Origin of the sequence: Arthrobacter sp. FW306-07-I (assembly GCF_021800405.1) — a bacterium.
Classification (GTDB): Bacteria; Actinomycetota; Actinomycetes; order Actinomycetales; family Micrococcaceae; genus Arthrobacter.
In genome coordinates this window covers 2,688,329-2,712,005 of sequence record NZ_CP084550.1, presented here as the reverse complement: position 1 = coordinate 2,712,005, position 23,677 = coordinate 2,688,329, and the positions used below count along the sequence as shown (strand labels likewise).

The 23,677-nt window shown below is 66.9% G+C and carries 19 protein-coding genes and 1 tRNA gene; 8 read left to right on the top strand and 12 right to left on the bottom strand.

The features are described from left to right. Positions 1 to 216: 216 nt before the first annotated feature. Positions 217 to 1,551, top strand: a complete 1,335-nt coding sequence (locus LFT46_RS12540; RefSeq protein WP_236819917.1) for an MFS transporter — start codon at positions 217 to 219, stop codon at positions 1,549 to 1,551. A gap of 69 nt (positions 1,552 to 1,620) precedes the next feature. Here LFT46_RS12540 and LFT46_RS12535 read toward each other — a convergent pair whose 3' ends face one another. The 3 genes from LFT46_RS12535 to LFT46_RS12525 all read right to left on the bottom strand — a co-directional run bounded on the left by LFT46_RS12535 (position 1,621) and on the right by LFT46_RS12525 (position 4,672). Beyond that, complete coding sequence (locus LFT46_RS12535) at positions 1,621 to 2,268, bottom strand: phosphoribosyltransferase (protein ID WP_236819915.1); 648 nt, start codon at positions 2,266 to 2,268, stop codon at positions 1,621 to 1,623. A gap of 88 nt (positions 2,269 to 2,356) precedes the next feature. Next, the gene (locus LFT46_RS12530) at positions 2,357 to 3,184 is read right to left on the bottom strand and encodes an alpha/beta fold hydrolase (RefSeq protein ID WP_236819913.1); all 828 of its coding nucleotides are present in this window, start codon (positions 3,182 to 3,184) and stop codon (positions 2,357 to 2,359) included. An 81-nt stretch (positions 3,185 to 3,265) separates the two neighbouring features. Continuing rightward, positions 3,266 to 4,672, bottom strand: a complete 1,407-nt coding sequence (locus LFT46_RS12525) for an amino acid permease (protein WP_442863645.1) — start codon at positions 4,670 to 4,672, stop codon at positions 3,266 to 3,268. Between the two features lie 327 nt (positions 4,673 to 4,999). Here LFT46_RS12525 and LFT46_RS12520 point away from each other — a divergent pair, with 327 nt between their 5' ends. The 5 genes from LFT46_RS12520 to LFT46_RS12500 are packed head-to-tail and all read left to right on the top strand — an operon-like array spanning position 5,000 to position 10,930. Further along, the gene (locus tag LFT46_RS12520; protein ID WP_236798721.1) at positions 5,000 to 5,710 is read left to right on the top strand and encodes an NUDIX hydrolase; all 711 of its coding nucleotides are present in this window, start codon (positions 5,000 to 5,002) and stop codon (positions 5,708 to 5,710) included. After that, positions 5,707 to 7,011, top strand: coding sequence for a quinolinate synthase NadA (gene nadA, locus LFT46_RS12515; protein WP_236819910.1), 1,305 nt, complete (start codon positions 5,707 to 5,709; stop codon positions 7,009 to 7,011). The genes LFT46_RS12520 and nadA overlap by 4 nt, the downstream gene beginning before the upstream one ends. Next, positions 7,011 to 8,846 (top strand): L-aspartate oxidase, encoded by a 1,836-nt coding sequence (locus LFT46_RS12510; protein WP_236819908.1) that lies wholly within the window; start codon positions 7,011 to 7,013, stop codon positions 8,844 to 8,846. Before nadA ends, LFT46_RS12510 begins: the two co-directional genes overlap by 1 nt. Next, complete coding sequence (gene nadC, locus LFT46_RS12505) at positions 8,839 to 9,756, top strand: carboxylating nicotinate-nucleotide diphosphorylase (protein ID WP_236798714.1); 918 nt, start codon at positions 8,839 to 8,841, stop codon at positions 9,754 to 9,756. Before LFT46_RS12510 ends, nadC begins: the two co-directional genes overlap by 8 nt. A gap of 7 nt (positions 9,757 to 9,763) precedes the next feature. After that, a complete protein-coding gene (locus tag LFT46_RS12500; protein ID WP_236798713.1) occupies positions 9,764 to 10,930 on the top strand; it encodes a cysteine desulfurase family protein in 1,167 nt (388 codons plus the stop codon). A gap of 34 nt (positions 10,931 to 10,964) precedes the next feature. On the opposite strand, the gene LFT46_RS12495 is transcribed toward LFT46_RS12500, so the two are convergent. Beyond that, positions 10,965 to 11,453 (bottom strand): GtrA family protein, encoded by a 489-nt coding sequence (locus LFT46_RS12495; protein ID WP_236798712.1) that lies wholly within the window; start codon positions 11,451 to 11,453, stop codon positions 10,965 to 10,967. An 86-nt stretch (positions 11,454 to 11,539) separates the two neighbouring features. After that, positions 11,540 to 12,217, bottom strand: coding sequence for a DUF1684 domain-containing protein (locus LFT46_RS12490; protein ID WP_236798710.1), 678 nt, complete (start codon positions 12,215 to 12,217; stop codon positions 11,540 to 11,542). Between the two features lie 171 nt (positions 12,218 to 12,388). Here LFT46_RS12490 and LFT46_RS12485 point away from each other — a divergent pair, with 171 nt between their 5' ends. Together LFT46_RS12485 and LFT46_RS12480 are read left to right on the top strand one after the other, a co-directional pair. Further along, complete coding sequence (locus LFT46_RS12485) at positions 12,389 to 13,213, top strand: hypothetical protein (RefSeq protein ID WP_236819906.1); 825 nt, start codon at positions 12,389 to 12,391, stop codon at positions 13,211 to 13,213. Between the two features lie 71 nt (positions 13,214 to 13,284). After that, a complete protein-coding gene (locus LFT46_RS12480) occupies positions 13,285 to 14,091 on the top strand; it encodes a transglutaminase-like domain-containing protein (protein ID WP_236819904.1) in 807 nt (268 codons plus the stop codon). On the opposite strand, the gene LFT46_RS12475 is transcribed toward LFT46_RS12480, so the two are convergent. The 7 genes from LFT46_RS12475 to LFT46_RS12445 all read right to left on the bottom strand — a co-directional run bounded on the left by LFT46_RS12475 (position 14,088) and on the right by LFT46_RS12445 (position 23,603). Continuing rightward, positions 14,088 to 14,561 (bottom strand): MarR family winged helix-turn-helix transcriptional regulator, encoded by a 474-nt coding sequence (locus tag LFT46_RS12475; RefSeq protein ID WP_236798705.1) that lies wholly within the window; start codon positions 14,559 to 14,561, stop codon positions 14,088 to 14,090. The two genes, LFT46_RS12480 and LFT46_RS12475, sit on opposite strands and share 4 nt — an antisense overlap. Continuing rightward, entirely contained in the window at positions 14,561 to 15,670 is a 1,110-nt protein-coding gene (locus LFT46_RS12470; protein WP_142133480.1) for an LLM class flavin-dependent oxidoreductase, read from the bottom strand. The genes LFT46_RS12475 and LFT46_RS12470 overlap by 1 nt, the downstream gene beginning before the upstream one ends. 194 nt (positions 15,671 to 15,864) lie before the next feature. Next, positions 15,865 to 19,104 carry an efflux RND transporter permease subunit gene (locus LFT46_RS12465; protein ID WP_236798704.1) on the bottom strand — a complete coding sequence of 1,080 codons (3,240 nt, stop codon included), beginning with the start codon at positions 19,102 to 19,104 and terminating at the stop codon, positions 15,865 to 15,867. 69 nt (positions 19,105 to 19,173) lie between these two features. Continuing rightward, complete coding sequence (locus tag LFT46_RS12460) at positions 19,174 to 20,676, bottom strand: malate:quinone oxidoreductase (protein WP_236819902.1); 1,503 nt, start codon at positions 20,674 to 20,676, stop codon at positions 19,174 to 19,176. A 79-nt stretch (positions 20,677 to 20,755) separates the two neighbouring features. Next, on the bottom strand, positions 20,756 to 22,423 hold the full coding sequence (locus tag LFT46_RS12455) for an ABC transporter substrate-binding protein (RefSeq protein WP_236819900.1): 1,668 nt from the start codon (positions 22,421 to 22,423) through the stop codon (positions 20,756 to 20,758). Between the two features lie 162 nt (positions 22,424 to 22,585). Then, the gene (locus tag LFT46_RS12450; RefSeq protein ID WP_236798701.1) at positions 22,586 to 23,290 is read right to left on the bottom strand and encodes a fasciclin domain-containing protein; all 705 of its coding nucleotides are present in this window, start codon (positions 23,288 to 23,290) and stop codon (positions 22,586 to 22,588) included. A gap of 231 nt (positions 23,291 to 23,521) precedes the next feature. Further along, positions 23,522 to 23,603 (bottom strand) — tRNA-Leu (locus LFT46_RS12445). Positions 23,604 to 23,677 lie beyond the last annotated feature (74 nt).

Sequence of the window (23,677 nt, the reverse complement as noted above, 5' to 3'; positions counted from 1 at the left end):
CCCTTGTCTCACTTCGCGTGAAGCGGTAGTGTCCTGTATACGAACTCGCAGTTCAAATATAGAACATCTATTTCGAGTGCGCATGCCTCGTAGAAATCCCCGGAGTTCGTGTTCCGCATCACAATTTCGTAGTACCCTACTAACTAACTGACCGTTCTGTCGGTAATTCTGAAGGCGTCCGGGTGGCATTGCTGCCCAATAAACAATGGAGTTTCAATGACCACACCTTCCAAGGTGGATACCCTCGCTGGTCCCAGCAGCCGGCGTGAGGAGCGCAAGGTCCTCGCCGGCACCCTGGTCGGCACCACTATCGAGTGGTACGACTTCTTCATCTTTGCCCAGCTGACCGCAACGCTGCTGTCACCGCTGTTCCTCGCACCCTTGAACGAATCAAACCCCGGCCTGGCCCAGATTCTCTCCTTCGCCCTCATCGGCATCAGCTTCCTGTTCCGCCCCCTCGGCGCCGTCATCGCAGGGCACCTGGGCGACCGCCTGGGCAGGAAGGCCATGCTGGTCTTCACCCTGGTAATGATGGGCGCGGCCACTGCCCTCATCGGCATGCTGCCCACCTATGCGCAGATCGGCGCCTGGGCTCCTGTGCTGCTGATCCTGCTGCGGGTCATCCAGGGCTTCTCCGCCGGCGGTGAATGGGGCGGTGCAGCCCTCATGGCCGTGGAGCACGCACCAATCAACCGTCGTGGCCTGTTTGGCGCCTACCCACAGATTGGCGTGCCCGTGGGCATGATCCTGGCCACCGGCCTGCTGTTCTTCCTCAACACGGGCATGTCCAAGGAAGACTTCGCGGCCTGGGGCTGGCGCGTGCCGTTCCTGCTCTCCATCGTCCTGATCGTGGTTGGCTACCTGATCCGCCGGGCCGTCGCCGAGAGCCCGGTCTTCCAGGAAATGGCCCTGCGCAAGAAGGAGAGCAAGGCGCCCCTGGGCGAGCTGATCCGGAACCACAAGCTGCCGGTGCTGTACTCCACCCTGATCTTCATCGGCAACAACGCGGCAGGCTACCTGCTTATTGCGTTCTTCATCTCCTACGCCACCAAGACCCTGAAGATGCCCACCCCGCAGATCCTCCTGGCCACCACGCTGGCGTCCTTCGGTTGGCTGATCTTCACGCTGGTGGGCGGATGGCTGTCCGACCGCATTGGCCGCGTCAAGACCTTCCTGATCGGCTACGCCATCGTCTTCGCATGGATGATTCCGATGTTCGCCTTGATCGACACCAAGAACATCATGCTCTACGGCATCGCCCTGTTCGTCCTGACCGTGGGCCTGGGCCTTTCCTACGGACCCATGTCCGCCATGTACGCAGAGATGTTCCCCGCCAACGTGCGCTACTCCGGCATCTCCATCGGGTACGCCTTCGGCGCCATCCTGGGCGGAGCCTTCGCGGCCACCATCGCGGAATCGCTGCTGCAGGCCACCAGGTGGACCGGCTCGATCGGCATCTACATCATGATCCTCTGCGTCATCTCCGCCGTCGGCGTGGTGCTGGCCAAGGAAACCAAGGGCCGTCCGCTGGGGGTCAGCAGCCACCACTAGTCCCCGCCGTCCCCAACTGAAGCAGACCCGGACCCCTTTGGGTCCGGGCCTGCTTCGTATCCTGATCGGTCAGGTAGCCAGCAGCCTGACCGCGTCGGCGTCGCTCAGTTGCGGAAAGTGCCGGTAGTAGCTGCCCACGGCCCGGAACTTGCCGGGCAGGTGCAGGCAGATCACCGCGTCGCACACCCGCTCAAGCGATGCCTGTGCGTCAACCGAACCCACGGGGGCGGCAGCAACCACCGCAGCAGCACCGCCTTCCCGCAGGGCCTCGACGGCGGCGCGCATCGTAGCGCCAGTGGCCAGGCCGTCATCCACCAGGAGCACGGTCTTGCCCGCCACGTCCATGCCGGCTCTCGGGTACAGCTCCGCCCGGCGAAGCAGTTCGGCCCGCTCGCGGTCTTCCACGGCGTCCAGCGCTTCCTGGCGAACCCCGTGTTCAAGGACCCGCTCCAGCAGCGGCTTGTTGATCAGCCGGACCGTGCGGCCTCGAGCCAAGGCCAGGGCACCGTACGCGGTTTCCTCGTGCCCGGGGATCCCCAGCTTCCGCACCAGGACCGTGCCCTGGGGCAGGCGCAGCTCCGTTGCCGCGGCCGCCGCGACGGCAATGCCCCCGCGGGCCAGGCCCAGGACCGCGGTGTCAGGGCGTTCCCGGAACTGGGCCAGGGCAGCGGCAAGGCGTTGTCCGGCCTCCGTACGGTCTTCGAAACGCGTCCCCATGTGTCCTTTCCGGCGCTCTGTCCCTCACCGCTGCGGCCTGCCGTCGGCGTACCGTTCCCAAGGCCGCCGTCGGCAGCCCGCGTGCCGCTTAGGCAGCCAGGAACGAAATCGCGGCCTGCTTGAAGGCCCGGCTGGTGATGGCGTTGGTGTGGTTCCGGCCCGGGAGGATCACTTGCTCAGCCGTCGCCCCTGCACCGCGGGCCAGTTCGGCAAGCTTGGGCAACGTGGCAGCGCGTTCGTCCTTGTCTCCCGCAACCAGCAGCATCGGAACACGCGGGACCGCTTCGGCCGGGTCATAGGGCTCCGCCTTGATGGCCTCCACGAGGGACAGGAGCGCGAAGACGTTGTTGCTGGGCAGCAGCAGCGCCATCTTGAGCAGCTGGGCGGTGGACTCGTCCTTGATCGGAGTGCCGTCGGCGAGGTAGTCCTGGGCGGCTACCAGGTCGAAGGCCGCCAGCGGATCAGAATCGTTGGGGCCGCCGAGCACCAGCCGGTGCACCAGTTCGGGCTGGGTTGCGGCGAACTCCCAAGCGAGCCGGGAACCCAGGGAATAGCCCACCACGTCCAGCCCGCTGGAAGGATCCCCGTCCTGCAAGGGGCGCGCGCCGGCGTCGAAGGCTGCCTGCAACAGGTCCGCGCGGATCCGGCTGGGGGAGTAGGAATCCATGTCCTCGGGGGCACCGCTGCGGCCGTGGCCCGGCAGGTCGACGGTGATCACGCGGCGTCCGGCGTCGAGCAGGGCAGAGACCCATCCCGTGTCCTCCCAGTTGCGCTTGGACGAGGAGGAAAAGCCGTGCAGCAGCAGGACCGGTCGGAGGCCTGCGTCAGCCGCGGGTTCATGGACCGCCACATACAATTGCGGGTCGGTGCCTTCGACGGTGTGCGCCTGCTGCTGGCCGCTGTGCCTGCCGGTCATGGTGTCAGTTCCCCAATCAGGTACGGCGCCTGGGCGGGCCCGGCGCATCGGTGCGTCTTCTGTGGAAAGGTAGGCACCACTCTACCTGTTGACGGCCTGCTTCCTGCCGGTCAGGCGGGCGCCTGCGGCGCAGGCCAGTGCGATGCCGGCGATCAGGGCGAAGGTGCTGAAGAGCTGCACGCGGCTGGCGTCAGCACTGAACCCGACGGCGAAGATGACTCCCAGCAGCACCAGCCCCAGGATGGTCAGGCCGGGAAAGCCCTTCATCCGCAAGGGCAGCGGGGTCCCGTCCCGGTCCGCCCGCCGCCGGAGGACCAGCTGGGACACCAGGGCGCTGCCCCAGACCACCAGGCACGTCGATCCCACCAGCTGGAACAATGCGGGCAGGATACGGTCCGGGAACAGGAGTTCCAGGACGGTGGCCACGAAGCCGAAGGCCACGGAGACCGCCACCGCGGGCACGGGCACGCCGGCACGGTTGAGCCGGGTCAGGACGCGGGGGGCCTCGCCCCGCTGGGACAGGGAGTAAACCATGCGGGAGGCGCCGTAAAGGTTCGCGTTCAGCGCCGAAAGAAGTGCGACGACGGCCACCAGGGTGATGGCCGTGGAGGCGCCAGGGATCCGGGCGGCATCCAGAACGCCGGCGAAGGGGGAAGCAAGGCTCTTGGAAGTGGCGGGAAGGACGGCGGCGATGACGAAGACGGAGCCGATGTAGAAGACCAGGATCCGCCACACCACCGTGCGGATGGCCCTGCCCACGCTGCGTTCCGGATCCTCGGTCTCGGCTGCCGCCACCGACACAATCTCCGTGCCGCCAAACGCGAAGATCACCACAAACAGGGCCGCAGCAACGCCGCCCAGGCCCTGCGGCGCGAAGTTGCCCGTGAGGTTTTGCGCGCCGGGGGAGTCGACGCCGGGGAGCAGGCCCAGGAGCAGCGCTGCACCAACTCCAAGGAACAGGATGATGGCGGCCACCTTGAGGATGGCGAACCAGAACTCGAACTCGCCAAAGTTCCGGACCCCGGCCAGGTTGATGGCGGTGAAGACCACCATGAACAGCAGCGCCAGGGCCCAGACCGGGACCACCGGCCAGACGGAGAACAGCAGCCCGGCCGCGCCCAGGGCCTCGGCTGCGATCACCACCACCAGCTGCAGCCACCACAGCCAGCCGATGGTGGCACCTGCCGTGCGGCCCAGCGCGCGCTGCGCATAGACGGAGAAGGCTCCGCTGTTCGGATGTGCCGCCGCCATCTCGCCGAGGGCCCACATGACCAGGATGATCAGCGTTCCGGCCACCAGGTAGGAGATGAGGACTGCCGGCCCTGCCGCCTGGACACCCGCGCCCGACCCCAGGAACAACCCGGCCCCGATGGCACTGCCGAGCCCCATCATGGTCAGCTGGCGGGGCTTCATGCTGTGGACGGCCGAGGCCTTGGATGGGGGGCTGGATGTGGTGGTCGATGGCGTGTGGGCAGACTTCATCGTCATGGGCAGGTGCACCTTCTGGGGTGGTTGGGTCCGGGGGGAGGCCCGGGGGTCCTTTTGGGACCTATTGAATTTACCGCTTCTGAAAGGCTGCCCGGAAACCGGAGGGCGAAGTCCGCAGCCGGCGGCCCGCGCCCGTTGCAGCAGTCCAAGCGCGGCCGGCACCTGATGTGAAGGCTCCATGCCCGGGGTGGCTTGGAAATGTGCGGGCAGAAACATTTCCCTTTCGGGGACGCCCGGCCGTAGAATTAGTTTTGGTCAAGATGACCATAACTAGCGATGACCGCCTCCAAAGCGGGCAGTCGAGGATGACGGAAGGCGGTGGGACGGGTGTACTACAGCTCGGCTAATGTTTCCGAGCGGCAGGCCGCGCCGCCGTCGTTGGCCATCTCCACGGTGATCTTCGCCCTCCGGCCCAGCGCCACCTCTGGCCGTCCCACCCTGTGGCTTCCCCTGGTGCGCCGCATCCGGGAACCGTTCAAGGGGTTGTGGGCCCTCCCGGGAGGCCCGCTCAGCCACGACGAGTCACTCCAGGACGCCGCCGCCAGGAATCTGCGGGAAACCACTGGCCTTGCACCGAGCTACCTTGAGCAGCTGTACGCCTTCGGCGGCCTCCACCGTTCACCCACCCAGCGCGTGGTCTCCATCGTCTACTGGGCCCTGGTCCAGCCCACGGAAGCAGCGCTCGCGGACGAGTCCGAAAACGTGAAGTGGTTCCGCGCGGACCGCCTGGGCGAGCTGGCCTTCGACCACAACGCCATCGTGGACTACGCGCTCTGGCGCCTGCGCAACAAGCTGGCGTACGGCTCGGTGGCGTACCACCTGCTGGGGGAATACTTCACACTGGCCCAGGTCCGCGAAGTCTACGAAGCCGTCCTCGACCGCCAACTGGATCCCGCCAACTTCCGGCGGCAACTCAAAGCCACCCCGGAAATCGAAGAAACCGGGGAATACCTCCAGGGCGGCAAGCACCGCCCGCCACGCCTCTACCGCTTTACCGGCCGGCCAGGCCTTGACCCAGACAACAGGAGCACACCATGAGCAGCGTCAACACGGCAATCCAGCTGATCACGCGCGAACAGGCCGAAAAAGGCGCAGCCGCTGAACGCAGCACCTGCAGCCCGGCGCTGGCCAAGGGCCCGTGGGATTACGACCTGGCCGAGGCGCTCGCAGGGGTCCCGGCCTATGGCCCGGGTGCATCCAGCGCCGATCCGGCACCGGCCACCACACCGCGCCAGGGCCAGCTGCCGGAAGAGTACAAGCTGGCCAGCGAGGTCGAGCTCGGGGAGCGCATCAAAGCTGCCAAGGCCGCCCTGGGAGACCGGGCGGTGATCCTGGGCCACTTCTACCAGCGGGATGAAGTCATCCAGTACGCGGACTTCGTGGGCGACTCCTTCCAGTTGGCCAACGCCGCGCTCACCCGCCCGGACGCGGAGGCGATTATCTTCTGCGGCGTCCACTTCATGGCTGAAACGGCAGACATTCTCTCCACACCGGAGCAGGCCGTGATCCTGCCCAACCTCGCCGCCGGCTGTTCCATGGCCGACATGGCGGACTCGGACTCGGTGGAGGAATGCTGGGAGCAGCTCGAAGACATCTTCGGGACAGAGCCCGACGCCGAAGGCCGGGTTCCGGTCATCCCCGTCACCTACATGAATTCCTCCGCAGCCCTCAAGGCGTTCTGCGGCGAACACGGCGGCATTGTCTGTACCTCCTCCAACGCGAAAACGGTGCTGGAGTGGGCCTTCCAGCGGGCCCAGCGCGTGCTGTTCTTCCCGGACCAGCACCTTGGACGCAATACCGCCAAGGCCATGGGTGTGCCGCTGGAGCAGATGCCCATGTGGAACCCGCGCAAGGACCTGGGCGGCAATGACGAACAGGCGCTGTTGGGCTCCCGGGTGATCCTCTGGCACGGGTTCTGCTCCGTGCACAAGCGCTTCAGCGTGGCGCAGATCCAGAAGGCCCGGGCGGAGTTCCCCGGCGTCCAGGTCATCGTCCACCCCGAGTGCCCCATGGAGGTGGTGGACGCAGCGGATTCCGCGGGTTCCACGGACTTCATCAAGAAGGCCATCGCCGCCGCCACCGAGCCCACCACGTTCGCCATCGGCACCGAGATCAACATGGTGAACCGGCTTGCCGCCGAGTACCCGCAGCACACCATTTTCTGCCTGGACCCGGTGATCTGCCCATGCTCCACCATGTACCGCATCCACCCCGGCTACCTGGCCTGGGTGCTGGAGGAACTGGTGGCCGGCCGCGTGGTCAACCGCATCACAGTTGACGACGAGGTACAGGCCAACGCCAGGATTGCGCTCGAACGCATGCTCGCGGCGAGGCCCTGATGGCAAGCCGCCTCGCTGTCATCGGAAGCGGCATCGCCGGCCTGTACGCAGCGCTCCTCGCCGCCGATGCCGGCGCTGACGTGGTGCTCCTGACCAAAGGCGCGCTGGACCAGAGCAACACCTGGTACGCGCAGGGCGGCATTTCCGCTGTACTGGCCACGCCCGCGCCCGGGGACACCGTGGCTGCGCACATCGCGGACACGCTCCGTGCCGGTGCGGGACACTGCAACGAAGCCGCCGTCCGGCTGATGTGCACGGAAGCTCGCCGCGATATCGAGGGCCTCCAGCGCTACGGGGTCGCCTTCGATGCAGGGCAGGCGGGGGCAACGCAGGCTGAAGCAACGAACGACGGCGGCCCGGCCCTTGGGCTCGAAGCGGCCCACAGTGCCCCGCGCATCCTGCATGCAGGGGGAGACGCCACGGGTGCGCGGGTCGCCGGCGCGCTGATCCAGGCAGTGCTGTCCCGGCGGGACGAAGGAAAGCTCACCCTCCTCGCACATGCCCGCGCCACCTCCCTCGTCACCCACCGCGGAAGGGTGACCGGACTGGAGTACCTGCAGGACGGCCGGACCAGCAGGCTGGACGCGGACGCCGTCCTGCTCGCCACCGGGGGAGCGGGCCAGCTGTTCGCCCAAACCACCAACCCCGCCGTGGCCACCGCCGACGGACTGGCGCTCGCCGTCCGCGCCGGGGCAGCCACCGCAGACCTGGAATTCTTCCAGTTCCACCCCACCTGCCTGGTCAGCTCCGCCACCGCCCGCCCTGACCGGTTGGACGGCCCGCTGCTCATCTCCGAAGCGGTGCGCGGCGAAGGCGCCATCCTGTGTGACTCCGGCGGCCGCCGCTTCATGCAGGCCTACCACCCCGATGCCGAGCTGGCGCCCCGCGATGTCGTCTCCCGCAGCATCGCCCTCCACCTGGCCAAGCTCGGCGACCCCACAGGCCACGTCTACCTCGACGCCCGCGTCATCGAGCAGGCCAGGGGGGAAGGCTTCCTGCAGCAGCGGTTCCCCACCCTCACCCGCAAGACCCTCGACGCCGGCATCGACTGGACCCGCGAACTGGTCCCCGTCGCCCCCGCCGCCCACTACTGGATGGGCGGGGTACGCACCGACCTCTCCGCCCGCACCACCGTTCCCGGCCTCTACGCCGCCGGGGAAGCTGCCTGCACGGGCGTCCAGGGGGCAAACAGGCTGGCCAGCAACTCCCTCCTCGAGGGACTCGTCTTCGGCCGCCGCGCTGTTGAATCTTTCCTGCAGGGCAGCTCCGCAAGTCCCTCGGCGCCTGCACTCGCGACTCGCACCGGCGATCGCCTCGCAAGCTCGGCGGCCGGTGCGGCCGCTCACGCAACAACGGCGCTTTCGGGACCTCCGGAGCTACCAAACGCTTCCGCGTCCCTGCCGCGAAACACGAGTGCGCCCGTCACCGTCCCTGCTTCTTTGGAAGGCGCGACGGACGGACTGGACCTAACCCGCGGGAGTTGGCCGTCCAGCTTCGGTGGGGGAGGGGAAGCCGGGGAACCTTTCTCACGGGAGGCGCTCCGTTCCCTCATGACGTCGCATGCCGGGGTGCTGCGCTCAGGGGGGCTGCTGCTTGAGGCGGCTGCCACGCTCGACCGGTGGGCCGGCGTCGTCCGTCCGCTCTCCTCTGCTGACCCCTCCCCTGTTGACCCTGGGGTTCTTGAGGACCGAAACCTTTTGCTGGCTGCGCGGCTGCTTGTGGCCGCTGCCCTCAACCGCCGTGAATCCCTGGGGGCGCACTACCGCGATGACGGCCCCGACCAGACTGAACCTTCCTACCCTCCGCGCCTGAAAGCGAGCCTGCTCCATGACTGAATCCGCCGTGATCGACCTCGCTGCCGCCGCGCGTCCGGCACTGGACCTCACGCTCCCGTCGGCCCCCGTCCGGGAGATCCTCGAACGGGCCTTCGCCGAGGATGCGCCAGGCGGCGACATCACCTCGCAGTTGCTTATACCGACGCATGCCCGTGCCACTGCCGTCCTCAACGCCCGTGTCCCCGGTGTCCTTAGTGGCGCCACCGTGTTCCGCGACGCCATGCAGCTGGTGGACCCCGACACCCGGGTGGAGCTCCTGGTGGCGGACGGAGAAAGGTTCGACGCCGGCACGCACCTCGCCCGGGTCAGCGGCGCCGCACGCTCTGTACTGATGGCAGAGCGGGTGGCGCTGAACCTGGTCCAGCGGATGTCCGCCATCGCCACGAAGACTGCAGAGTTCGTGCGGCTCACCGAGGGCACAAGGGCCCGCATCACCGACACCCGCAAAACTACCCCCGGCCTGCGCATCCTGGAACGCCTCGCGGTCAGGTGCGGCGGCGGAGCAAACCACCGCTACAGCCTCTCCGACGCCGTCCTGGCCAAGGACAACCACCTCGCTGTGATGACCGGGGGAGACCCTGCAAAGCTCACGGAGCTTCTGCTGGCGGCCAAGGCGCAGCTGGGCCACACCACGCACTTTGAGGTGGAAGTGGACCGCATGGACCAGATCGAACCCGTGCTGGCCGCGGGAGTGGACACCATCATGCTGGACAACTTTTCGGTGCCGGAGCTGAAGGACGGCGTTGCGCTCGTGGCCGGACGTGCCCGCGTGGAAGCCAGCGGCAACGTCAACCTGAACACGGTTGCCGCCATTGCCGCGGCAGGCGTGGATGTCATCTCCGTGGGCGCGCTCACCCACACTGTGGCCGCCCTCGATCTGGGCCTTGACGTTGAATTGACCGCCGGGTGAGGCTGCCGTGATCTTCCTTGACGCCGCCGCCACCACCCCCGTCCGCCGGGAAGTGCTGGACGCCATGTGGCCCCACCTCACCGGCGGGTTCGGGAACCCGTCCAGCCACCACACCCTCGGTGAGTCGGCCGCCGCGGCGCTTGCGGGGGCGCGGTCAACCGTGGCGGGGGTCCTTGGCTGCCGGCAGGGCGAGGTGGTGTTTACCTCCGGCGGTACCGAGGCGGACAACCTGGCCGTCAAGGGAATCGCCCTGGCCCGGCAGGCGAAAAACCCGCAGCTGGACCGGGTGGTGATCAGCGCCGTCGAGCATCCTGCCGTGGAGGAATCCGCGCGGTACCTGGAACGCTTCCACGGCTTTACCGTGGACGTGGTGCCGGTGGACGCCGCCGGCCGTGTCACGCCGGAGGCCTTGGCAGCCGTGTTGCGTCCGGAAACCGCCCTGGTGAGCATCATGTACGCCAACAACGAGGTGGGAACCGTCCAGCCCATCCCCGCGCTAACGGAACTCGCCCATGTCCGGGGCATCCCGTTCCATACCGACGCCGTCCAGGCCGCCGGATGGCTGCCGCTGGACACCAGATTCCTGGGCGTGGACGCCATGAGCATCTCCGGGCACAAGCTCGGCGCACCGAAAGGCTGCGGCGCACTGTTTGTCCGGAGCCGCACCCGGCTGGAACCGGTCATCCACGGCGGCGGCCAGGAGCGGGGCCGCCGTTCCGGCACCGAAAATGTGGCAGGGGCGGTGGGGCTGGCTACTGCCCTCACGCTTGCCCAGGACCGCCAAGCGGAGCAGCAGGCACGGGTGGAAGCACTGCGTGACGGGTTCATCGGCGCCGTGCTGGCAGGAGTGCCCGACGCCGTCCTCACCGGCCACCACTCGGAACGCCTCCCGTCGGTGGCCTCGTTCTGCTTTCCCGGAACCAGCGGTGAGTCGGTTCTCCTGGAACTGGAACGGCGCGGCGTGGTCTGCTCCAGCGGCTCGGCCTGCGCTGCCGGGTCCGATGCGCCGTCGCCCGTACTCACCGCCATGGGGATTTCCGCCGAGGTGGCCCAGACCGCTGTCCGATTCAGTTTCGATGCTTCAGTGACGCAGGAGGACCTGGACGCTGCAGCGGTTGCCGTCCAGGCGGCAGTCGGCAGCGTCAAGACCCTGGGCACGGGCCAGCGCTCCTGACCGTCCCGGCCTCCGGGTCAGCGGTGCCGTGCAATCAGCGGTGCCGTGCCCGGCGGAAGATCCAGTGCCGCAGCATGCTGAACCGCACCGCCGTGGCCAGGAACCCGGACAGCGTGGTGGCCACGAGTTCGTCCCCTACCGTGGCGGCCGGGTTGAACCAGTGCAGTACGCCCAGGCTGCTGCCGGTGATTACCAGGGCCACGCCGATCACCACCAGGCCGTTGAGGTGATCCCGCGTGCGGCGTTGCTGGCCCGCGATCTTGAAGGTCAGCCGCCGGTTCAGTGCCGTGTTCAGCAGGGATGTGAGGATCAGCGCCACCGCGTTGGCCAGCTGGGCGCCAAGCCAGGGCCGCAGCAGCGCGTAGATCCCCAGGGATGCGGCCGTGCAGATGACGCCTACACCGGAGAACCGGATCAGCTGGCGGACGACCGGAAAGCGCAGGATCCCCCGGTAGTGCCTGGTGGCGGGAAGGCGCCGGGTGGTGGTCTCCGGTCCTGGGGGTGCTGACGTTTCCTCCCTCACGCGGCCGCACCCGCAGCATGGTCAGTGCAGCAGGCCGTGAACGCGGACGGATGGCGCGCAGGGCGCAGGGAAAGACCCGCCACAGGTCAGTACAGCTCGCCCACGGGGATGTCCACTGCCAGCCGGTTGGACGGTCCGGGCAGGGGACAGGCCCATGCCTCGTTGTAGGCGCAGGATGGGTTGTAGGCGAAATTGAAGTCCAGGACGAAGGTGGCGTCGGGACCGCTGCCGTTGACACCGTGGAAGGCACCCTTGATGGTGTCCAGCAGGTAGCGGCCGGCCCCGTAACTTCCGCCCGGCTGCCCGGCCGTGGCATCCCGGAACGGAACGAAGATGCCGCCGCCGTAGCCGTGGATCTTCCATACCCCCAGCTGGCCCATTTCCGGAAGATCGAAGGTGCCCAGACGGACAAGGTGGACCACGCCGTCGGTCCCCGTGTCCACGCTCAATTCCCGGCCGGCGCCTTCCTTGGTCAACGGGACGTGGAAGCGGTAGATGGGATCGTAGTCGGCAGTCTTCAGGCCGGAGAACCGTGCCTTGTCCGCGGCAGTCAGCGCGGATGCGGGGTGCGTGGCGAACATCAGGTCCCGCTGGTGGCGCCAGTATGAGTGCGCCTCGGACGGGCTCTCCGCGGAGATCCGGCGGACGGCGTCGTACAGCGCAAAGGTCCGCAGACGCCAGTCGGCGACGTCCACGGCGGACATGTTCAGGGCGGAGGTGTCCGCGGGATTGTCTTCAGCTGCGCCGTTCTGCTCTTCCGCCATAGCTTCCAGCCTAGTCCCAGCCCGGGGTGGTAAATGTCCGACGGCGGCACGCCGGGCAGGTGCCAGGGCTGGGGGCTGCCCAGGTGGTTGGCGGAGGGGGGCGCCAGCAATGCGAAAAACACCCCCGCGTATGCGCAGGGAAGCGGACGGAGCGCCGCTAGGCTGGCTTTCATGACAGGCAAGGCAGCGTCCACCCTTCTTTCCGGCGCATCACTTGTTGCCGCCGCAATCCTGCTGGCGGCCTGCTCCGGGACACCGGCCGGAAGTCCTGGCTGGACAGCGCAGCCGGCATCATCGGGAGCGGCTGCGAACGGGGCGGCGACGCCGGGCAGCCCAACGCAGGAAGCGGCACCCGGAGCAAGCGGCAGCAGCCCCTCATCCACCTCCGCAACGTCTGCCGGGCCGCAGGGCGCTGCCACCGCCGCTGCCTGGAAGACGTTCTCCGATTCCGCCAAGACAGTCAGCTTCGACCTGCCGGCGGACTGGATCGCCCAGTCCGTACCACCGGAGGAGGGCGTCCTTCCCGGCGGCCTGAAGGTTGACGTGAAGAAGCCCGACGGAACATTCGTTGCCGCGCTCAGAACGGGACTCCCGCCGTCGTCCGGTGACTGCCCGGACAGCGCAAAGCACCCGTATACGGTGATCAGCAGCGTACCCTTCGAGCTCGCCGCGCAGGGCGGGGAGGGAACCATCCCGCCGCGGATGGTCTACCGGGTGATCCAGGGCTACCGCTACTTCGGCTCCTATGGCATCACCAACCTGGTGGGCGGAGCGGACGGGAAGGCCTGCGAGCTGCGAAATGTGGTGCGCGGCCCCGCAGGCAAGGGAGACTACTCCTTCGGCGACCTGGTGGCGCTTAAGGCCTTCGCTCCGGACGAGAAGGTGGCTCCGGCCAAGGCCTTCGACACCCTGGGCCAGGCCGCACAGTACGTCAACGAGAGCAGTGACTTCGCCAACGTGCAGCGGATGCTAATGTCGCTGAAGGTCAAGAACTAGTCCCGCTGCCCGCACTTACCAGGTGCCGGGGCAGGCGACTTTCCGTCCGCCCCCAACACCCCTGGAGAGACATGGAACGCTCTGTTTCCGCACGCCTGGTTTTCAGGACCATCGCCAACACCAAGGTGGCCATGGCCATCGCCGTAGCGAGGAACAGCGGCTACTCGTCATTCGAGGAATCACTGTCCGTGACTGCAGGCGGAGCGGACGTTCCGCTCACGGATGTTTCGGACCACCACGGCGGCCGGTTCCACTACATGGAGTTCGCCGAGCCCACCGATGTCACGGTGGAATACTCCGCCACGGTGACCGGGCGGGGCGTGCCGGAAGAGGCCAGCCTGGCAGACCGGATCCGGTACGTGCGGCCAAGCCGCTACGCCGAATCGGACCGGCTCCTGCCCACGTCGTACGCCGAGTTCGAGGGCGTTCAGGGCGCGGACCTGGTCCACGCCGTCCGCAACTGGGTCAACGGTGAACTGCGGTACATCAGCGGCTCCTCCCGCGGCACCGACGGTGCGGTGGAAACCCTGCTCAGCAGGCGTGGTGTCTGCCGGGACTTCGCCCACCTCGCCATCGCGCTGCTCCGTTCCAAGGACATCCCCGCCCGCTTGGCGGCCGTCTACGCCCCCGGCCTGAATCCCATGGATTTCCATGCCGTGGCGGAAGCCTATGTGGAGGGCGCCTGGCACATCATCGACCCCACGGGGCTGGCCCCGCGGGAGTCGATGCTGCGCATCACTGCCGGCCGCGACTCGTCGGACACGGCCTTCCTGTCCACGGTGAGCGGCAGCCTGGTGCTGAACCAGCTGCGCGTCACCGCGGTGGTCAACGGTGACCTGCCGGCCGAGGATCCCGCCCGGCTGGTCCAGCTCGGCTAGCGCTTCCGCGGCAGAGGCCCCAGAGAGTTCCGCAGTTTGTCCGTAAGCCGCATCAGTTCCTTTTGCTCGGCGGCCGTCAGGGCGGGACCCACCAGCGCCGAGATGTCCCGCACGTGCTCGCGGCCGATCTCCTTCTGCAGCTCCCGCCCTTCGTCGGTCAGCTTCAGCAGTACGCCCCGGCCGTCCTCCGGCGCGGGCATCCTGGCTACCAGCCCCCGCTTTTCGAGCCGCTCCACCAGCCTGCTCAGGCTGGACTGGCTCAACAGGACGTTGTCGTTGAGCTCGTTTAGCCGCAGCCAGCCGGACGGGCAGCGGGAGAGCGTAAACAGGACGTCGTACTCATTGAGTGCCACCTTCCGGAATGCCGGTGCGGACTGCAGCTTCCGCATCACGGCAACCTGGGCCCGGAACAGTGATTCCCAGGCTTCGGCCGCAAGCCGCACCGGTGATTCCGTTCCTCCCGCGGCCATTACGCCTCCGAGGTGGCTTCTGCGGCATCCTGCGATGCCAGCAGGGCCGCCACGCGGCCGGCGTGGGTGGGCGGCTCCGGGACGTGTGCGGGCTTGAGGGCCGCGTACTCCTTGCGCAGGACGGGCAGGACTTCCTCGCCGAACAGGTCCAGCTGTTCCAGCACGGTTTTCAGCGGCAGGCCGGCATGGTCGATCAGGAACAGCTGGCGCTGGTAGTCACCGAAGTACTCGCGGAACGTCAGGGTCTTTTCGATGACCTCCTGGGGGCTGCCCACGGTCAGCGGGGTCTGCGAGGTGAAGTCCTCCAGGGACGGCCCGTGGCCGTAGACGGGGGCGTTGTCGAAGTACGGCCGGAATTCCTTCACGGCGTCCTGGGAGTTCTTCCGCATAAAGAACTGGCCCCCGAGGCCCACAATGGCCTGGTCCGCCTTGCCGTGGCCGTAGTGTTCGTACCGCTCGCGGTACAGGCCGATCAGCTGCTGGTAGTGCTCCTTGGGCCAGAAGATGTTGTTGGCGAAGAAACCGTCACCAAAGTAGGCCGCAACCTCGGCAATCTGCGGGGTGCGGATGGAACCGTGCCATACGAAGGGCGCCACGCCGTCCAGCGGCCGGGGCGTCGAGGTGAAGTTCTGCAGCGGGGTGCGGAACTTGCCGGACCAGTTGACGGTGTCCTCATCCCAGAGCTTGCGCAGGAGGCTGTAGTTTTCGATGGCCAACTCCACGCCGTCCTGGATGTTCTTGCCGAACCAGGGGTACACGGGGGCGGTGTTGCCGCGGCCCAGGACCAGGTCCACGCGCCCGTCCGCGAGGTGCTGGAGCATGGCGAAGTCCTCGGCGATCTTCACGGGGTCGTTCGTGGTGATCAGCGTGGTGGCCGTGGAGAGGATGATCCGCTCGGTCTGTGCTGCGATATAGGCCAGGGTGGTGGTGGGGGAGGAGGAGAAGAAGGGCCGGTTATGGTGCTCGCCCAGGGCGTAGACATCCATGCCGATTTCCTCGACCTTTTTGGCGATGGCCACCGAGGCCTTGATACGTTCGTGCTCGGTGGGGGTGCGGCCCGTGGTGGGGTCCGTGGTGATGTCGCTGACGCTGAAAACACCGATCTGCATGACAATGCCTTTCCGTTCCTGGACTTGCTGGCTTGGTTCCACTCTAGACCAATTTAGATGCATTTGCATCTATCGCCTTCTGTAACGCCAAGCGGCGGTGATTATTCCCGGCCCAGGTCCAGCATCGGATCCTTTGTTAAAGAGCGATGCCCGCACCGCAGGGCGGTACGGGCATGCCTTGGCGGGACGGGGCCCTATTCGGCGCCGCCGGGGGCCGCGCGGCGGCCGCTGACCTTGGGAACCTGGCCGGTGGTCCAGTCCCGGAACTCCGCGTCGACGTCGGAACCCGGGCCCGTCTTCACGCTGGCCTCCGGACGGGCCTGCAGGTCCTTCAGCAGTGCCTTCTTCTCCCGCCGCCCCTCCACCAGGCGGTACAGCACGGGGACCAGGATCAGGGTCAGGGCGGTGGAGGACACCAGGCCGCCGATGACCACCACCGCCAGCGGCTGCGAGATGAAGCCGCCACCGCCGGTGAGGCCCAAGGCCATGGGGGTCAGGGCGAACACGGTGGCCAGCGCCGTCATCAGGATGGGCCGCAGGCGTTGCCTTGCTCCGTTGGTGATGGCATCCGCCACGTTCATGCCGGGCCGGCCGTCGCGCGGCTGACGGTACTGGTTGATCAGGTCGATCAGCACGATCGCGTTGGTGACCACGATGCCCACCAGCATCAGCATGCCGATCAGTGACGGCAGTCCCAGGGGCACTCCGGTGAGCAGGAGCAGGGCCACGGCACCGGTGGCCGCGAACGGAACCGAGACCAGCAGGATCAGCGGCTGGATGAGGGACTTGAAGGTGGCCACCATGATCACGTACACAATGGCGATGGCGGCCAGCAGGGCCAGGCCCAGCTGCCGGAAGGATTCGGCCTGCTGGGTGGTGGCGCCTCCGATCGTGGCGGTGACCCCCGGCGGCAGCTGGACATCGGCCAGGCGCTTCTGGACTTCGCCGTTCACGGCGCCCAGGTTGGAGCCCGACGGCGTGATGGACACCTTGGCGGTGCGCTCACCGTTGCTGGCGGTGATGGAGACGGGGACGTCCACCTGCTCCACGGTGGCGATGCTGCCCAGCGTCACCGGACGGCCGCCGGCAGGCAACGGGATGTTCCGGACCGCGTCAATGCTGGTGAACTTGGTGCCCTGGCCGATCCGGACGGGGAAGTCGTTGGTGTCGATCCGCACGGTCCCGGCCGGGATGGGGCTGATGGTGGATGCCAGGACCCCGGCCACCTGTTCCTCGTTCAGGCCGGCGGCCGTGGCTTTGGCCCGGTCCACCTTGACCTGTACCACGGGGTTGCTGGCGGCAAGGTTGCTGGCCACTTCGCTGGTGCCGGGCACTCCGGTCATGGCGGCGACCATGGTGTCGCTGGCGGCCCGCAGGTCGCCGCTGGTGGCAGCCTTCAGGGTGATGTCCACGGTGGAGGAGGTGCCGAAGCCGCCCTGCTGGGTGCCTACGGAGACCTTGCCGGCGTCGGGCACCTTGGCAAGCTCCGAGCGCACGGTGTCCTGGAGCCGTTCCTGGTCGGCCTTTTCATCCGTGACCACGGTGAAGGTGGAGTTGGAGGATCCAGTGGAGGTGAGGGCAGCGAAGCCGGCCTGGGCGTTGCCCGAGGTCACCTGGACGTCCTTGATGCCGTCGATGCCGCGCAGCACCTCCTCGAGGCGGATGGCGGCGGCACTCGTGTCCGCGAGGCTCGTTCCGGCCGGCAGCACCTGGCGGACCGTCAGGCTGTTCTGCCCGGAACTGCCCAGCAGGTTTGTGGCCAGCAGCGGGGTCATGGCAGCGGTGGCACCGAGTACCAGGACAGCGGCAACCAGGGTGATGACCGGGTGCTTCTGGGTTGACCGAAGGATGGGAAGGTAGCCGCGCTGCAGGCGGCTGCGCTGTTCGGCGTCGTGGGCCTTTGCCTTCGCCTCTTCCGCGATCCGCCGGGCGTCCGCGGAACCTGCGGGCGCCCAGCCGGTCTTGGGGTTTTTGAGGAACCAGTAGGCGAGCACCGGAACGATGGTGAGGGAAACCAGCAGCGAGGCCAGCAGCGCCATGGTCACCGTCAGGGCAAACGGCCGGAACAGCTCGCCGGCAAGCTCGCCGACGAAGGCGATGGGCAGGAAGACCGCCACCGTGGTCAGGGTGGACGCCGTGATGGCGCCGGCCACCTCCCGGATGGCGGTGAGGATCGCCGTCGACTTTTCCTCACCGTAGCTAAGGTGCCGCTTGATATTTTCGATGACCACGATCGAGTCGTCCACCACGCGGCCGATCGCGATGGTCAGCGCGCCCAGCGTCAGGATGTTCAGGGAGTAGCCTGTGCCCGACAGCCCGATAAAGGTGATCAGCAGGGACAACGGGATGGACACTGCCGTGACCAGCGTGGAGCGGGCGGACATCAGGAACAGCAGGATGACCGCGACGGCGAACCCGAGACCCAGCAGGCCTTCGGTGGTGAGGTCCTTGATGGACTTTTCGATGAAGGGTGCCTGGTCGAAGACGGGGGTGAACTTGGCGTTGGAGCCCAGTTCCGCTTCCAGCTCGTTCAGCGAGTCACGCACCGCGTGCGAAATTGCCACCGTGTCGCCCTCGGGCTTCTTGGTGACGGAGACAGCCAGGGTCTCTGCCCCGTTGGTGCGGGTGATGGAGGTGCGTTCGTCGTCCTTGATCGAGACGTCGGCCACCGAGCCGATGGTCGCGGCATTTTTGGCGCCGGCCAAGGGCAGCGCCTTGATGGCATCCAGGGAATCCACCGGGCTGCCGATCTGCAGCGAGAGGGTCTTGCCCTGGTCCTCGAGGGTGCCCGCAGGAATCAGCGCGCCGTTGTTGGACAGGGCATCCCGGATGGCGGTGAGGGTTGTCCCTGCCGCCGCCATGGCGTCAGCCCGGGGGAGGATCTCGATGTGCTGGGTGGCGCCACCGGTCACATCGGCGCTGCGGACACCGTCGATCTTCTGCAGCCGGGGCACGCTGAGGCGCTGCAGGTCCGCGTTCAGGTCGCTGAGCGGCTTGTCCGAGGAGACGGCCAGGAAGACGATGGGGAAGTCGCTGATGCTGCCGGCGATGGCCTGCGGCTGGACGTCGCTGGGCAGGGTCCGCTTTGCGTTCGAGATGGCCCGGTCGATCTGGTTCCGGGCCCGGTCCAGGTTCGATCCGTAGGTGAACACCATGGTGATCTGGGAGACGCCGGTGCGCGACGTGGAGGAGGTGGATTCCAGCCCCTCCACACCGTTCAGCGCCTTCTCGAGCGGGCCGCTGACCTGCTTGTCCACCACTTCGGGGGATGCGCCCGGCATGGAGCTGAGCACCGTGATCTGCGGGAACTCAATTGAGGGGATGAGCTCCTGCTTCAGCGATGACATCGTGATCACGCCGAAGACCGAGGCGAAGACGGTGATCAGCGCGATCAGGGCCCGGTTCGCCAGGGAAAGCTGTGCCAGCCGGAACATGGGTGGTCTCCTGGGGGTCTAAGTGACTGGTACATGCCCTGGGGGTGCCAGCCACTGGCCCCGGCAGGGTCAGTGGCTGGCGGAAACGCTCTCCAGCTGGAGGGACTTGGCCGTGGCCCGTTCCAGCTCCGCGGCGAGGTCCGGATTCTCATCCAGCTTCACCCCGTAGCCGGGCATCATGTCCTTGAGCTTGGACTGCCAGCCCTTGAAGTTCCGGGGGAACGTCTTCTGGAGCAGCTCGATCATGATGGGGACAGCGGTCGAGGCTCCGGGCGAAGCGCCCAGGAGCGCGCCGATGGAGCCGTCGCGGCCGGCGATCACTTCGGTTCCGAACTGAAGGATGCCGCCCTTTTGCGGGTCTTTCTTGATGATCTGTACACGCTGGCCGGCGGTGATGAGTTCCCAATCCCCGCCCTTTGCCTCCGGGTAGTACTCGCGAAGCGCTTCAACCTTCTGGTCGTGCTTTTTAACCACTTCCTTCACCAGGTACGCGGTGAGGTCCATGTTGTCCTTCGCTACGGCAAGCATCGGGATGATGTTGCCCGGGCGGATGGACAGGGGCAGGTCCAGGTAGGAACCGTTCTTGAGGAAGTTGGTGGAGAAGCCCGCGTACGGTCCGAACAGGAGGGAGCGCTTGCCGTTGACATAGCGGGTGTCCAGGTGCGGAATGGACATGGGGGGAGCGCCCACCGATGCCTGGCCGTACACCTTGGCGCTGTGCTGGGCGGCGATGGCCTCATCGGTGCAGCGGAAGAACTGGCCGGAGACGGGGAATCCGCCGTAGCCCTTGCTCTCGGGGATGCCGGAGGCCTGGAGCAGGTGCAGGGCACCGCCGCCGGCGCCGACGAAGACGAACTTGGCGTGGATCTTGCCGTGTTCTCCGGACTTGGGGTGCTTCAGCGTCAGGTCCCAGCCGCCGTCGGACGCGCGGGTGATGCCGGTGACGTCGTGGCCGTAGTTGATCTCGACGCCGTTGTTCCCCATGTAGGTGATCAGTTCGCGGGTCAGCGCGCCGAAGTCCACGTCGGTACCCTCGGCTGCGCGGGTGGCGGCGATGCGCTGCTGGGGGTCGCGCCCCTTGACGATCAGCGGGGCCCACTTGGCGATCTGCGCGTGGTCCTCGGAGAACTCCATGCTCCGGAACAGGGTGTGCGGCTTGAGTGCCTCGTAGCGGGTCTTCAGGAACCGGCTGTGGTCCTCGCCGATCACGAAGCTCATGTGCGGGACCGTGTTGATGAAGCCCTTGGGTGACCCGATGAGGTTGTTGTCCACCAGGTGGGACCAGAACTGGCGGGAGAGCTGGAACTGTTCGTTGATGAGCAGTGCTTTGGCGGGGTTGACCGAGCCGTCCTTGGCTGCGGGGGAGTAGTTGAGCTCGCAGAGGGCGGCGTGGCCCGTTCCTGCGTTGTTCCAGGGATCCGAGCTTTCGAGCCCCGGCTGGTCCAGCCGCTCGAACAGGGAGATGGTCCAGTCCGGCTCCAGCTGCTTGAGGAATGCCCCCAGCGTGGCGCTCATGATGCCGCCGCCTATCAGGACAACGTCGGCGTGTGGGGTCTTGGAAATGAAGGTCACGATCAGTCTCCGATTGCAGCGGCTCTGGCTGTCACAGAATATCCCCGCGCGGGCCGCATACTGAAATTGGCCCGGCCCGTCAAGACTTCAGCTGGACCTTGGTAAAAACTTCGTTTAAGACCGGGGATGCCGGGTAGCTCTGCACCCGGTCCGAGAGGGCCAGCGCGGAAATGGGGAAGGCGACGGGAACGGCCGGTACGGTCGCCGCTATCTGGGCATTGATGGTGTGATAAAGGTCATCCCGCTCCTTGCCGTCGGGCAGTCCACGGGCGCGGTTGATCTTGGAAAAGACCTGTGGATCCTGGTACCCGAACTCGCCGTTTTTCTCCCCGAAAAGCGGGCCCACGAAGTTGTCCGCGTCCGAGTAGGAGCCGTTCCAGCCGAGGATGTGGAATGCGTGGTCGCCGGCGGACTGGACCTTCTGCAGGTACCCGTCGGACCAGTCCACCGGGACGGGCCGGATGTTGAAGCCGACGGCGGTGAGCTGGCGGCTGAGTTCGGCGTAGACCTTCTCGGGGGTGGGCAGGTACGGCCGGGTGACGTTCAGGGGGTAGTAGAACTTCAGTTCCTCGCCCGCGTACCCCCCTTCCTTCAGATAGTCCTTGGCCCTTACCGGGTCGTGGCCCAGTGCCGGAGCTTCGTTGTTGAAGCCGCTGATCTTGGGCGGGACGAACTGTGTGGCCTTGGCGGTGTTGTCGATGAAGAACTTCCGGATCAGGGTTTCCTTGTCGATGGCAAGCTCCACCGCCTGCCGGATCTTCTGGTTCTGGAGTACCGGGATGTCCTGGTTCATGCCCACATACATCACCGAGAACGGGTCGCGCTGGACAATTTGCTTGCCGCGCTTCACCAGCTGGTCGAAGTTGCCGACGGTCACGGCGTCGTAGCCGTCGATCGTGCCATCCAGCAGCGCCTGGAGCCGGGTCTGCGGGTGGTTGTAGGCCAGGAAGTTGATGGTGGCGATCTGCCCGCGGTCGCCCCAGTAGTTCCGGTTGCTGGACAGGGTCACGTTGTCATTGCCCCAGGCAGCGAGGGTGAAGGGGCCCGTGCCCACGGGTTTTGTGGCGAATGCTGACATGGCCTGGCCGCCGCGGTTCTGGTCCAGGACATCGGCCTTTCCGGACGCAAGGGCCGCAGGCGATGCGATGGCAAAAGCCGGCAGTGTCAGTGCCTGGAGGAACGCGGTGAAGCGCTGGGTGAGGTCGATCTGCACGGTGTCCGGGGCAGGCGCCGTGCAGCTCTTGAAGATGGAGAGGCCGGGCTCGTCCGAGTGTGCCTTGAACACGCCCTTGAAGGAACTGCCCGGTGCCTGCTTCCGCAGTGCCACGGGGAAATTGAACCAGCGGTTGAAGTTGGTGCAGACGGCGTCGGCGTTGAAGGGGGTGCCGTCCTGGAAGGTGACTCCCGTGCGGAGTTTGAACGTGTAGGTTCGGCCGTCGTTGGACTCATTCCACTCGGTGGCCAGCAGCGGGGTGGGCTTGCCGGTGGTCTGGTCCACGCCCACCAGGCCTTCGAAGATCTGCCGGGTGATCCGCTGCGACTCCACGTCGTTGGACAGCGCCGGGTCCAGGCCCAGGGGCTGGGCGGCCGTACCGAAGTTGAAGGTTGCTGCAGGTTCTGCAGCCTTGGTGCTGGGCGTGCCGGAGGTGGGGGAGGGTGACGGCATGCCTGTGCATGACGTCACGCCCAGCGCCATGAGGACGGCACCGGCCTTGATGACCGTACGCCGCGAAGTACTGCTGGGCACTCGTTTATCACCTCTGGATGCTGCCGGCTCCGCCGCGTGCGGGCCGGGATCCAGTCTAGGGGACACGAGCCGGAGCCGGTCCCGGAAGGACACCCGGCGCGCCAAAGCCGGGTCCGCTGTTGCCAGCGGACCCGGCCTGGTGTTGGGGGGCCGTAAGGGGGCTTACTTGGGCATGAGGACCGAGTCGACCAGGTAGACCGTTGCGTTCTTGGTCTTGACGCCACCGCAGATCACGTTGGCGTTGTCCACCTTGAGGTTGTCACCGCTGCCGGTCACAGTCACTGAACCACCCTGGACCGTGGCATGGGTGCCGGCGATCTTGTCAGGGGTGATCTGGCCGGGGACCACGTGGTAGGTCAGGATCTTGCTCAGCAGGGCATCGTCCGTCTTCAGGGTCTCGATCGTGGCGGGATCGATCTTCTTGAAGGCGTCGTCCACCGGAGCGAAGACGGTGAATTCGCCACCGTTGAGGGTGTCCACCAGGTTGACCTTCGGGTTCAGCTTGCCGGAGACCGCCGCAGTCAGGGTGGTCAGGATGGGGTTGTTGGACGCTGCCACGGCCACCGGGTCAAGGGCCATGCCCTCCACCGAGCCTGCACCGGTGGGAACCTGCTTGGCATAGGCGGCGCAGCCGGGCCCAACCAGGTTGGCTGCCGGGTCCATCATGCCGGCCGAGGAGCTGGCGGAGGGGGACGCCATGGCGGAGCTGGACGGGGATGCCATGCTGGAGCTGGGGGCGGATGACATCGGCGCCGACGACGCCGAGGATCCTGAGGTGCTGCCCGAGCCGCCGCATGCGGTGAGGCTGAGCAGAGCGGCCGCTGCAACGCCTGCGACGGTGAAAGTGGTGCGCTTAAAGGTCTGCATTTCAGTTCTCCTTGATCGTTTGCCTGCCGCGGTCCGACATCGTGCTGTCGGCATGCGGTCTGCCTTGCGGTAAGCACCTGCCCTTGGCTGGTGTCTCAATGGCTATTCGGCCGATGGGCAGCGGCGGATGGGTGGATCTTTGGAGTTTTTCGAATCGAAGCAGGAACCGGCGCAAAACCGGCGGCTGCTTAACGCAGGAATCCCCCGGCCGGGGCCGGGGGATTCCTCAGGTGCGCAAGGGGGGACTTGAACCCCCACGCCCGAAGGCACAGGAACCTAAATCCTGCGTGTCTGCCAATTTCACCACTCGCGCGCGTCATCGGTCGTGTCAAAAGTACGACGGCGGATGACAGATCCCATTGTAGCGTCGCCCCGGCGGTGGCCGGG

What these genes read in the sequence shown, in the direction of transcription:
- LFT46_RS12540 (WP_236819917.1), top strand. Translation starts at nt 217, where the DNA reads ATGACCACACCTTCCAAGGTGGATACCCTCGCTGGTCCCAGCAGCCGG.
- LFT46_RS12480 (WP_236819904.1), top strand. Translation starts at nt 13,285, where the DNA reads ATGGAACGCTCTGTTTCCGCACGCCTGGTTTTCAGGACCATCGCCAAC.
- nadA (WP_236819910.1), top strand. Translation starts at nt 5,707, where the DNA reads ATGAGCAGCGTCAACACGGCAATCCAGCTGATCACGCGCGAACAGGCC.
- LFT46_RS12490 (WP_236798710.1), bottom strand. Translation starts at nt 12,217, where the DNA reads ATGGCGGAAGAGCAGAACGGCGCAGCTGAAGACAATCCCGCGGACACC.
- LFT46_RS12535 (WP_236819915.1), bottom strand. Translation starts at nt 2,268, where the DNA reads ATGGGGACGCGTTTCGAAGACCGTACGGAGGCCGGACAACGCCTTGCC.
- nadC (WP_236798714.1), top strand. Translation starts at nt 8,839, where the DNA reads ATGACTGAATCCGCCGTGATCGACCTCGCTGCCGCCGCGCGTCCGGCA.
- LFT46_RS12470 (WP_142133480.1), bottom strand. Translation starts at nt 15,670, where the DNA reads ATGCAGATCGGTGTTTTCAGCGTCAGCGACATCACCACGGACCCCACC.
- LFT46_RS12450 (WP_236798701.1), bottom strand. Translation starts at nt 23,290, where the DNA reads ATGCAGACCTTTAAGCGCACCACTTTCACCGTCGCAGGCGTTGCAGCG.
- LFT46_RS12530 (WP_236819913.1), bottom strand. Translation starts at nt 3,184, where the DNA reads ATGACCGGCAGGCACAGCGGCCAGCAGCAGGCGCACACCGTCGAAGGC.
- LFT46_RS12525 (WP_442863645.1), bottom strand. Translation starts at nt 4,672, where the DNA reads ATGACGATGAAGTCTGCCCACACGCCATCGACCACCACATCCAGCCCC.
- LFT46_RS12485 (WP_236819906.1), top strand. Translation starts at nt 12,389, where the DNA reads ATGACAGGCAAGGCAGCGTCCACCCTTCTTTCCGGCGCATCACTTGTT.
- LFT46_RS12510 (WP_236819908.1), top strand. Translation starts at nt 7,011, where the DNA reads ATGGCAAGCCGCCTCGCTGTCATCGGAAGCGGCATCGCCGGCCTGTAC.
- LFT46_RS12465 (WP_236798704.1), bottom strand. Translation starts at nt 19,104, where the DNA reads ATGTTCCGGCTGGCACAGCTTTCCCTGGCGAACCGGGCCCTGATCGCG.
- LFT46_RS12475 (WP_236798705.1), bottom strand. Translation starts at nt 14,561, where the DNA reads ATGGCCGCGGGAGGAACGGAATCACCGGTGCGGCTTGCGGCCGAAGCC.